Source organism: Nonomuraea sp. NPDC048901 (genome assembly GCF_040649695.1).
Lineage (GTDB): Bacteria > Actinomycetota > Actinomycetes > Streptosporangiales > Streptosporangiaceae > Nonomuraea.
This window is the reverse complement of the sequence record NZ_JBEZFW010000014.1, coordinates 323580-334273: the sequence shown is the minus strand read 5'-3', so window position 1 is coordinate 334273 and position 10694 is coordinate 323580. Positions and strand designations below refer to the sequence as shown.

The 10694-nt window shown below is 68.6% G+C and carries 7 protein-coding genes; 4 read left to right on the top strand and 3 right to left on the bottom strand.

The features are described from left to right. Positions 1-157 precede the first annotated feature (157 nt). On the top strand, positions 158-526 hold the full coding sequence (locus AB0C30_RS40210) for a hypothetical protein (RefSeq protein WP_357953933.1): 369 nt from the start codon (positions 158-160) through the stop codon (positions 524-526). 960 nt (positions 527-1486) lie between these two features. Here AB0C30_RS40210 and AB0C30_RS40205 read toward each other — a convergent pair. The 3 genes from AB0C30_RS40205 to AB0C30_RS40195 all read right to left on the bottom strand — a co-directional run bounded on the left by AB0C30_RS40205 (position 1487) and on the right by AB0C30_RS40195 (position 6265). Further along, the gene (locus AB0C30_RS40205; RefSeq protein ID WP_357953931.1) at positions 1487-2059 is read right to left on the bottom strand and encodes an integrase core domain-containing protein; all 573 of its coding nucleotides are present in this window, start codon (positions 2057-2059) and stop codon (positions 1487-1489) included. Positions 2060-2957: 898 nt separating this feature from the next. Then, entirely contained in the window at positions 2958-4037 is a 1080-nt protein-coding gene (locus AB0C30_RS40200) for a hypothetical protein (RefSeq protein ID WP_357953929.1), read from the bottom strand. 86 nt (positions 4038-4123) lie between these two features. Next, positions 4124-6265, bottom strand: a complete 2142-nt coding sequence (locus AB0C30_RS40195; protein WP_357953927.1) for a hypothetical protein — start codon at positions 6263-6265, stop codon at positions 4124-4126. A gap of 169 nt (positions 6266-6434) precedes the next feature. On the opposite strand from AB0C30_RS40195, the gene AB0C30_RS40190 reads away from it, so the two are divergent. The 3 genes from AB0C30_RS40190 (at position 6435) to AB0C30_RS40180 (ending at position 10692) form a co-directional block, all read left to right on the top strand. Beyond that, complete coding sequence (locus AB0C30_RS40190; protein WP_357953925.1) at positions 6435-7148, top strand: TauD/TfdA family dioxygenase; 714 nt, start codon at positions 6435-6437, stop codon at positions 7146-7148. Continuing rightward, the gene (locus AB0C30_RS40185; protein WP_357953923.1) at positions 7145-8248 is read left to right on the top strand and encodes a hypothetical protein; all 1104 of its coding nucleotides are present in this window, start codon (positions 7145-7147) and stop codon (positions 8246-8248) included. Before AB0C30_RS40190 ends, AB0C30_RS40185 begins: the two co-directional genes overlap by 4 nt. 917 nt (positions 8249-9165) lie before the next feature. Beyond that, on the top strand, positions 9166-10692 hold the full coding sequence (locus AB0C30_RS40180; protein WP_357953921.1) for a DUF4407 domain-containing protein: 1527 nt from the start codon (positions 9166-9168) through the stop codon (positions 10690-10692). Positions 10693-10694 lie beyond the last annotated feature (2 nt).

Below are 10694 nucleotides of genomic sequence, written 5' to 3'. Positions count from 1 at the left end.
AGCCCCTGGTTGTGACGGATCTGGTTGTGGTGATCAACCCGTCTACCAGGGGTTTCTTACGTCGTCAGGCGAACACCAAGCTCGCGATCATGCTGTGACCAGCACCCCTGCCGCCTGGGGATGAAAAAGGTTCACTGCCCCCTATCGGCCACATCAGTTGCTGGCCGTACTCGCCGCAGAAGTGGAACCGATCGGTTGGCCCATCGCCCCGGCTCTGTGGAATTACGCCCGCCGGTATCTCGACGGCAAAGATCTACTTAAAGTCGGCTACACAGCGCTCGACAACGGCGACTTCGAGGCCGCTGCCCAACTCCTGGAGCACTTTCCCACCGCTGACATCACCCTGCCCGTACTGATGACCATTGCTGATCAGTTCTACGCCATCCATGACTTCGGCCGTTGCGGTCAATGGCTGGTGCGAGCTGTGGAATCTAGTCATCCTGACTCGCCGAGGGCGATGGTCAACCTTGGCAGCCTGGAGGTGGAGCAGGGGCGGCTGGAGGAGGCCCGCCATTGGTGGGCGTGAGCGGTGGAGTCCGGTCACCAAGACTCCGCGCCAAAGGCGATGGTCGACCTTGGCGTCCTGGAGGTGAAGCGCGGGCGGGTGGAGGAGGCCCGCGAGTGGTTTGTGCGGGCGGTGGAGTCTGGCCACCAGGACTCGGTCACCAGGAAATCGCGCCCGTGGCGATGGTCGACTTTGGCAGCCTGGAGGCGGAGCACGGGCGGAGAGTCGAGGCGCGAGAATGGCTCGCAAAGGCAGTCGCCAGCGAGCTAGCCTACGCATCGGGCCTAGCGCGAAGCCGGCTTCGCGACCTGGACCGTCAAGAGGAAGAGTCGCGTCGAGCTGCGTGGTACGCCAAGTACGGCTATTTGGGGTCCGCAACCTACCCCATCACCGCACATCCACCCATGCCACCAGACGGTAACGAGGATTGACCAGCCGCCTTCATCACTAGCCAAGGAGGGAAGTTCTCTGACTTTACTATGTGTCCGCGTGCGCCGACTTTGATTTATCTCTATATCTATTGATCGCCAAATCCCCGGCCCAAATCAGCAGTGACACTGCACCGCCAAGAAGTATTCCCGCCCAGAAAAGCGCTCTGTTAGCACTGCGTTCCTCGCTTATAATTGTCCACAGGCCGAATGGTGTTGGGGGCGTCCATCCATGTCCTGAGCTCCGCCAAGTGAAGCCAGATCCTTGGTAGCCAGCATAATTTTCAGACGCCGTCTCTACCTTGGTCTGCTGATGTTCATCATACAAAAGAAGCCAAAGTGTATTAACGTTTGACTCCTTGAGAGTGTCGCCCACCTTTGGCGACTTCCACTCGATTTCGATTCTTGGGAGTTTCGCAGCAACGGCGTATCCTGTGCCGCTCGAATATTGAGTTACGTGGCTTGAGCTGCGGTTATGCGGCGTGATGGTATTCGTTGATCACGTCGGTGACGACGGGTTTTCGGCGGATGGATCGCAAGTCGTTGAGGTCGGTCACGTCGTGGGTGGGCGGCGTTGTGAGGTCCGGGGTCGTTGGTGCCGGGATTGGTGCGGCCGGTGCCCGTTGTAGTGGATCAGGTACTCCTGGAGCACGAGGGCCAGGTGGCGTTCGTTGAGGATCAGGATCCGGTCCAGGAGTTCACGGCGCAGCGTGCCGATGACGCGCTCGCAGATGGCGTTCATCCTCGGCGTCCGTGGCAGCGTGGTGATGACCTGCAGCCCTTCGGCTTCGAAGACCTGCCTGAAGGTGGAGGTGAAGAGCGGATCCTGGTCGTGGATCAGGAATCGCAGCCCGGCGATGCGGTCACTCACGTTCATTGCCAGGTTGCGGGCCTGCTGCACGGTCCATGCTCCGGTCGGGTGGGCGGTTACTCCGGCCAGGTGCAGTTGTCGGGTGCCGTGCTCGATGAAGATCAGTACATACAGCCGTTTGAGCAGCACCGTCTCGACCACCAGGAAGTCACACGCGGTGATCGCGTGGGCGTGAGCGGCCAGGAACTGCCGCCAGGTCGGCCCGGCCCGGCGAGGCGCCGGATCGATACCAGCCGCGTGGAGAATCTCCCACACCGTGGAGGCTGCTATCGAGTAGCCAAGGCGCGCCAACTCACCTTGAATTCTCCGGTGTCCCCAGGTCGGGTTCTCCCGCGCCATCCGCACAATCAGTGCCTTTACCGGCCAGCGGGTTCCGGGCCGCCCCGGGCGCCGCCTATCGGTGAAGGTCCACTTACGCGCCACGAGGTGACGATGCCAACGCAGGATCGTTGCCGGGGTGCCCGGGAACAGCTCCGTCCACCGGCGGCGGGGGATCAGCCGAGACAACGCTGCCAGCCAGAGTCGGTCGGCGTGATCCCACCGCAGCCGGCCACCGAGTTGACGGCGTAACACCTGGTTCTCGTGACGGAGCACCAGCAGCTCAACGTCCTTGGACAGATCGGCACGGATCAGGACTACCAGCAGGCCGAACAAGCCCCTCACCAACCGGTAGACAACCGACAACAACACCTCGCCATAGTCGCAGCCGCCATCTTGATCGCGCAGCAAAAACCCAGCTCACAGTGTGAAACCGTATTTCCGAGCGGGACACCGTATCCGGCCGGACGAGGAGCCGCAGCCGGCGCAGGACCTCGCGCGGCATCGAGGTCAGGAGAGCGGCGAGAAAGGCCCGGTCCTCAGGCGCGAATCTCACTCTGGTGTCAGCGCCGAGCTGGCGTTCAAGGACGGCGATCTGGTGACGCAGAGCAAGAATCTCCACGTCCTTATCCCGATCGCTCACGGGGAGCAACGGCAGCGCGGCAAAAGCGTTCGTGACGGCGAGGTAGGCCAGGCGAAGGAGCACGGTCGATCATCCTGCCGCACTTGGTTCCGTCGCCTTGATGCTTGGAGCTCGCGCCGCCACGCGAAGCCCTCATGGTCATGACCTGGGCGGATGTGATAACCGGCAGGCGCAGGCTCGCGCCGTGCGGGGTCACGCGGGACGCGCGCCGAGGTCCGACAACGAACGCAGCACCGCCGCGCAGCCCTCTGTGCTGCGCGTCAGCAAGTACACCTCCCAGGCGTCCGACAACTGAGGCTCGAGTCCGGCCCACAGGTAGGCGAAGCTCGTCCCGGGGGCCAGGCCGCCGCGACCGGCGCCGAACAGCGGGAAGCAGATCGATCGCAGGGACGGTGCGTATCTGTCGCGTTCCTGCCCGGCCAGCTGGAACGCGTTGCTGACCGCTCGCACCACGCCCGTGGGCTCGACGTCGTAGTCGTTCGTGTGCGTGCGCGGGATCGCCGTCGCCGCGTGGTAGATGCGCCTGACCCCACTGCGCGCCAGCTCCCCCGGCGAGGTGGGGACCACGGTGCCCGGCGCGACGGCCAGGCCTTCCCGGCCGTGCTCGAGTGACCAGAGGCGTAACTCCCGCTGCAGGACGTCGTCGATCAGCTCGCCGGCGTCGTTCCTGCGCGCCGCCGCGGCGCGCAGGCTGGCCGACAGGGACGACTTGAAGATCTTGGACATCTCCAGGTACACGTTCTCGGAGGAGACCAGGATGTCCATGTCGCGCAGCGTCTGCACCGGCATGCGGCAGACGGTCACGTACCGCTCGTGTCCGGTCCGGCCCAGGACCAGCCGGCGGCGGGCCCCCAAGGGCAGCTCCTCGTCCGGAGCCAGCTGACTGCGCCCGCCGCGCAGGCGCAGGATCTCCTCGGCGACATACTCGATGATCACCCGCTCGTGGTGCTTGCGAAAGCGCTCCGGCGACACGGCGTACACCTCCGACGCCCGCCGCCTGCGGCTCTGCGCCGACCAGTCCCGGGTGCCGGCGATGATCCCGAACGTGTACGCGCACGCCGTCGCCAGTGTGCCGTCCTTCATGCCGTTGACCACCTGGTCGAGCAGGGACGCGATCGAGGACGGCACCAACTCGGCGTCGATCGGAGGGCCGAGCGCCTGCGCCGCGGCTGTCAACGCGGGGAGCGGCGTGCGGCGGAGCCTGAGCAACCCTCGCTCGCGTACCGTTCTCAGATCCGCGACCAGATCCGCGTGCCGGATTGCAGCTGCCATCCGACCATCGTCGCACCGATCGACGAGGCTGCCCAGGCGCGCGACACCACGTACGACCGCCTGTCCCGCCCTCAGCGCGGGCCTTCTCAGATGTCTCCCCAGAGCTGGTCGGAGGCGCCCGCCGGGACCGAGGCGCCGAGGCGGGCGGCGAGCGCCCTGGCCTCGGCCAGCAGCGGATGGCCCTCGGCCAGCGCGGGGCGCGCGTGCTCGAGCGGCGTGCGCGCGAGCAGCGGGGCGAGCAGCGCCGGGACCTCGCCGGCCAGACCGGCCCGGGCCCGCCGGGCCGCGGTCGCCAGCCGTCCGGCCAGCACGGTCGGATGCTGAGGGTCGAGTGCGGGGCCGGCCATCGCCTCCAGCGCGGCGGCGAAGGCCTCGCTCTCCTCGGCCCGGCCGCGGGCGTCGGCTGTGCGAGCCGCCAGCAGCAACGTACGGGCCAGACCGGGAGAGTCGTCACCGAGGCCGCGCTCGATCTCGGCCACGGACTCCAGGACGGTGGCGGCCTCGTCCGCGCGGCCGAGCGACAGCAGAGCCTCGGTCCTGGCCCGGGAGGCCGCTCGATCGCGGGGGGAGAACCGGTCGAGCAGATCGAGCGCCGTCCCGGCAGCGCCGTCGGCCGTCAACGCCTTGGCGTGCAGGATCGCGGCCTCCTGGGACAGCCGCTTGGAGACCTGGCGCTCGAACCACGGCGTGCTGACCGCCGCGCCGACGAGCGTGCTGATGGCCAGGGCGGGGAAGCCGGCGGTCAGCTCGATCTCGGCCAGCCGCACGTTGTTGTACTGGCGCCAGTAGCCGTCGGCCGGGAAGTGCTGCGCCTGGCAGCTCATGGCTTCGAGCAGGTGCCGGCGCGCGTGAATGGGGTCACCCGCCGCGAGCAGCGCCTCGGCGAGCGTCACCTGCGCCGACGCAGCGTTCACGTTGCCGGGGCCGAGCCGCTGGACCCGGTCGCGCAGCACCTCCTCCGCCAGCAGCACACCGCGGATCACCCGCCCCGACCTGGTCGCCGCCCTGACCGCGGCCTGGCGGGTGAGCGTGAGCCTGCGCCAGCGCGGGCTCACGCCCTCTCCGGATACGCCCTTCGCCCGCGTCGCCTCGACCTTCCCCAGCAGGACGGCGGCCTCCGCCGGGCGGTCCATGGCGATCAGGGCGTCGGCGATGTTGTGGTCCGCCCGCGCCAGGTAGGACTCGACCTCCTGCCCATCGGGCAGTCGGGCGGCCACCTCGCGCGATCGCTCCAGCCGTGCGACGGCTCCGGCCGGGTCGCCGAGCCGCAGCAGGAGCAGCCCGTGCCGGCTCTCGATGTCGCACAGCAGGCGCAGATCGTCCACCGACCCACCGGCACCTGCCGGAGCCTCCAGCTGCTGGGCCAGGTCCGCCGCCACCCGGACCGCCCGGGCGGTGAGCGGCGTGCCGTCGATGAGGATCCGCAGGATTTCCTCCAGGGCGGCCGTCCTGATCCTGGGCCCCGCTCCGTCGTGGGCGGTGAGCGCGGCGGCGCGCTCGGCGGTGCGCAACGCGTTCACCCACTCTCCGGCCAGCGGCACGACGTCGCGCTCGAACCAGTACGCGGCCAGTGCGTCGGCCTGCCGCTCGCTCGCCCCTTCGGCGTCGTCGCACAGGGCGCGGAAGGCCAGCTCGGACAGCCGCTCCGCGCTCTCGCGCGCCCAGCCCGCCGGGGGCACGGCGACCGCCGACACCGCCGTCTCGATGCGCGGGGCGAGATACTGCGCGTACGCGGTCACCCGCCCCTCCCAGCCGGACGCGGCGACGTCCCCGAAGGGGCCGTCCGGCCACACGGGGCTGCTCTGCGGGGAGGACGGCCGTTTCTCCGAGGTGGAGATGTCGCCGATGCCGAGCCTGACCTGAGCGACGAGGAACCGCTCCGCCTTGCCGAAGGCGGCGATCCGGACGAGAGCGGCGGCGACCAACGCCTGCGCGTCGGCGACGGTTTCGGGTGGCTCCGGCTCCTGGTCCTCGTCGGCGGCGAACCCGTCGAACGCGTGCTTGAGCGCCAGGGCCACCAGCACGCGGCGGCTGCGGACCTCGTTGTAGAGCCACACCGCGCTGCGAGCCTTGCCCTTCTCGCCCTTCCTGGGCAGGCGCACCAGTTCGGCCACGTCCTCGGCTCGTACCTGCTGGTAGGCGTTGTGCCGGAACGCCGTCGCCGAGGCGGCCCCGATCGCGGCGAGCCTGCGTTCCTGAGCCTCGTCGGAGGTCGCAGAGTGGATCATGAGTTGACTATATCTGGCTATTGTTTTGATGGCCACAAGGTTCGTACCAGGCTATGGCTTCAGGCCGAACAAGGATCGGCCGGTTTACGACCAGGATGCGCCCGGGTTGCGGACGACCGCGCTGGTTGCCTGGATATCGCACCCACAGATTCCAGGGAGGGGCGATTCGATGAACGAGATGAACCTCACCGCCGCCAGGCGCCATCTGGCCGATCACGGATGGGCGGTGTTGCGCACCAGTCTGTGCTTCGCCGACGGCGAGGCGGTGGACCACGCGAGGGTACTGTCCCTGGCGCGACGGTTCGGAACGCCGTCACGCAGGGACGCGGGCCGGGAGATCTGGCCGGTACGGCCGTCGAGAACGGATGCCTCGGCCACCTTCTCGGAACGGGCGGGTGCGGTGGACTTCCACACCGACGCCGCCTACCGCCCCCGTCCCGAGGACCTCGTCTGCATGTTCGTCGTGCGGCCCGCGCGGGACGGCGGGCTGACGCTGCTGCTCGATGCCGCCACGGTGGACGCCGGACTGCGGCGGCACGATCTCGGCGAGCGCGTCCTCGCGGCGCTGGCAGAGCCGAGATGGAGGTGGAGGGTGCCCGAGACGTTCAGCGGCGGGCCGGCGGACGTCTCGCCCCGAGCGGCGGTCATGCCGGGCGACGGAACCGTGCGCTGGCGCGGCGACAACCTGGTGGGCCTGACCCAGGAGCGGCGCACGGTGGCGTTCTGGTTCGGCTCGCTGCTGAGGGTGCTGCCCGGAGCGGTTCGATTGGAGCACCGGCCCGGGGACGTGATCGTCATCGACAACCACAGAGTCATGCACGCCCGCACGTCCTTCCAGGATCCGCACCGCCTGCTGCTGCGCGTGCGGTTGTGGGCGTCATGATCGGGGCGCGCGCGTGGGCGGCCGCCGCAGCGAGCGCGGCGGCCTGCGTCCCCGCGGAAGGAGCCGAGGCCGCCGCGTGGACGGTCTACGGCTGGGCCGAGGTGGCGCTGGGGTGCGCGGTACTCGCCCGGCCGAGTGCCTTCGCCGGGCTGGACCAGGTGATCGCGGCGAGCGGCGTGCGCCGCGGTGGCCTCGCCGCAGCGCGACTCCGCGCGCTGCGCGCCTTCGCCGGGCCGGTGCCCCGCTATTACCCGGCGGCCGAGCCGCCCGGCCCGGTCCCTACCGTGGCAGGGAGCACGTGGCACATGTGCGCGGCGCTCGCCGAGTTCTGCGACGCGCTGCCCGCGCACCGCGGGCACGTGCGCGTGCCTGACCGGGCCGCGGACCACCTCTGGTGGGGTGAGAAATACCGGCCCTCCGCCCGGCGCGGACACCTGGTGGTGCCGGGACGGGACTACACGGGGCTCGCCCGGCGGCTGTGGATGCGGCTGCCCGGCCACCCGGCCGTGCTGGTCGACGTGCCCCGCCGCGCGCCCGAGCCGTGGCGCCGCGTCTGGCGGGGCATCCACGAGGGAGCGCACCTCGACCACCTTGCGATGGCGGGAGAGACGCCCGATGCCCGGCCGCTCGCCTCATGCGGCGATCCGGCGGGCCCCTCCGCCGCCGAGTTCGGGCCCGGACTGCTGGCCGCCGAGTCCTACGCCATGGCGGTCGAACTGGTCGCGCTGCTGGAGAGCCTGGAACGCGGCGAGGGCACGGTCGCCGGCTGCCTGCGGGACGGGCTCGCCGAGCGGATCGGCCGCCTCCCGGGATTCCCGGGCTGCCTCCGCCCGGTGGGGCGCACGCTGCGGCGGGCCGCAGAACATGGGGCATCGGAACTGGCGGCGCTGCCGCGGCTGGCCGCCACGTACGTGACCGGGCCGCTGCGCCTGCTGGCCGGGGACGAGGTCGCCCTGCCCGCCCGGCTGCGCACCGACCTCCTCGGCCGGTGGGAAGAGCTCACCCGGCGCTGCCCGGCGGCACGCCGGCTGATGACCGACGTCCGAGACATCCATGCCGAGGAAGTATCGGATATTTCGACAACCCTTGTAGTACAGTGAGCTCTAATCTTATGCGCTGGGAAACTTCAGCCAGCTATAGAACGGTCGAGCGCCATGGTAGCCACGATCCACGCCTCACGTCGCCACGCCGCCCGGAGGACGGCCGGCGAGAAGCGATCCGGTAAGCACGGGCGCGACCGTCGCGGGATCGTCGGTCAGGTTCCACCTGGCTGTTGGACCGGGACGTCCACCCCCGGAAGCCGGGCGGGCCACGGCTCGCCGCTCTCGGTTCCCGTCAGAAGCAGCCTCCAGCAGCGCCCATCGGCGACGACGAGGGGCTCGCCGAAACCGGCAAGACGCTCGGGAGCGCCGCAAGGCTCCGGTGATAACGGGGCTTACCCGGCTAAATATGCGGCAACCATCATGATTACGACATTAGCCACATAGTGGCCATGTAAAGGCAAATCATTATATCTTCCACGAAATATAAATAAATCACCCCGACGGCTGCCCGTGAAGGGTGGTTTAACAGAGCGACGCATTTTCATCGCAGCTCCGTTAATGTGGCAAAAATGACCACATGCTGAGAGGTGTCACTCTAAGTGGTCTTTGATATAAGCTGACGCCTCGGGGGACACATTCGGCTTCTTATTAGGCATTACGGGGAGCACGTAGGTGAATGGGGGGCGCGAGGAGGGTTTCGCCGTTGTCGTTTTCGGACGACTTCGACTGGCCGTCCCCTCGGTGGAGTTACGAGTCCGCGAGATCAACGCACTCGCCGGACGTCAGGCGACGAAAGTTCGAGCCGACCGCCTCTGGCGGTCCTTCCTGCGCCGCTGGCCACGGCGGCCGATCCAGGTGCGGGTCTCGATTCCGCGGGCGCCCGCGTTCCAAGTGCTCCCGCCGGGACGCCCCGCCCCTCACGGCCCGGCTCGTTGCCCCTCTGGCAGGCAAGATGCATGGAAAAGTGAGGGTAGATGACCCAGTCGCCCGTGGCCCGGCCGGCCGTTCCTCGGCCTTTACGGCCGCGTAGCCGCCGATCATTCCTGATCTGGTTGTCCGGCGCCGACCCGTACATTCTTGATCAAACGCCGAGCGATCGTCCCAAATATCAGGGGATGGGCGGTGCCGTTCTCACGACGGCCACACTTGCCGGTGTTTCGATGTTCTTCGCCCTGAGCATGGCCTTGAACGCCTCGATCGCCGCCGCCGGGCTCGTCTCCGTGGTGTGGTTCCTTGCCATTCTGAACCTGGACCGCTGGCTGGTGTCTTCGCTGCAGCGCAGTGCCCGCAGACGCGACATTCTCAAGATCGCGATACCGCGTGCCGTGCTGGCCCTGCTGTTCGGCGTGATCATCTCCACGCCGCTGGTCCTGCAGATCTTCGGCCCGGAGGTCGAGGCCGAGATCACCAATATCAGGATCGAGCAGTCCGAGGCGTACCAGCGCAGGCTGAACAGCGGTCCCCTGGTCGAGGAGATCAAGAAGCTCCAGAGCGCGCGGTCGGCCCTCGTGGCCACGATCGCGGGCGGTGGCGCGGCGGTCGCCCCGGGAAGGGACCCGGAGGTCGTCCGCCTCAACGCGCTCCTCAGAACGCTGGAGGACAAACGCGACACCAACGCGGACGCGGCGGTCTGCGAGGAGACGGGCGAGAAATGCAAGGGGCGCGTCAGGCACGACGCCGGCCGCGGGCCGCACTGGAGGGAGTACAAGCGCAAGCAGGCCGACGCCGAGAGACAGATCGCCATCTACCGGCGACAGCTCACCGAGCGGAGCGAGAGCATCCGGCGAAGCGCCGAGACGGCGGCCGGCGACACGCTGAAGGAGGCGCGGACACGACTGCCCATCGTCCAGGCGAGGCTGAAGCTGCTGCAAGGCGCGCAGAGCGACCAGCAGAGCGCCTTCGAGGAGAAGAACGCGGCCAACAAGGGGTTCCTGATCCGGCTGAAGGCGCTGGACCGGGCCGCGGGCGACGACTTCACGCTGGGACTGTGGCGCACCCTGGTGTTCCTGCTGATCACCACGCTGGAGTGCCTGCCCATCTTCGTGAAGATCCTGTTCCTGCTGGGCCGGCCGACCAGATATGACGAACTGCTCGAGACGTACGAGAGGGAGCGGCTCGAACTCGGCAAGCAGAACGCTCGCAAGGAACGCCAGGCCGGATTCCTCGCCAACAACGACGAGATCCTCTATGCCGACTACGTGGCACGGGAACGTGCCAAAGTTCTGGAGGCCATGGCGCAGCAGACGGCCGAGGCCGAGCTGGCGGTGGCGCAGCGATCACTCGACCTGTGGCGCGATCGCGAGCTCCGGCTCCTGCCGCACGATCTCGACAGGTACGTCGACGTGGGCGGGACGCTGCCGCTGCCGATCCAAGAAGCGGCGCCGACGGGCGTCCAGCCGCCGGCGAACCCGGTGCTGGCCGCGGCCGGCGAGCCGGGCAACGGCCGCCGCAGGATCGCTCACTGGGGAACGCTGACCGCTCTGTTCCGCAGGGGCAGGTGACC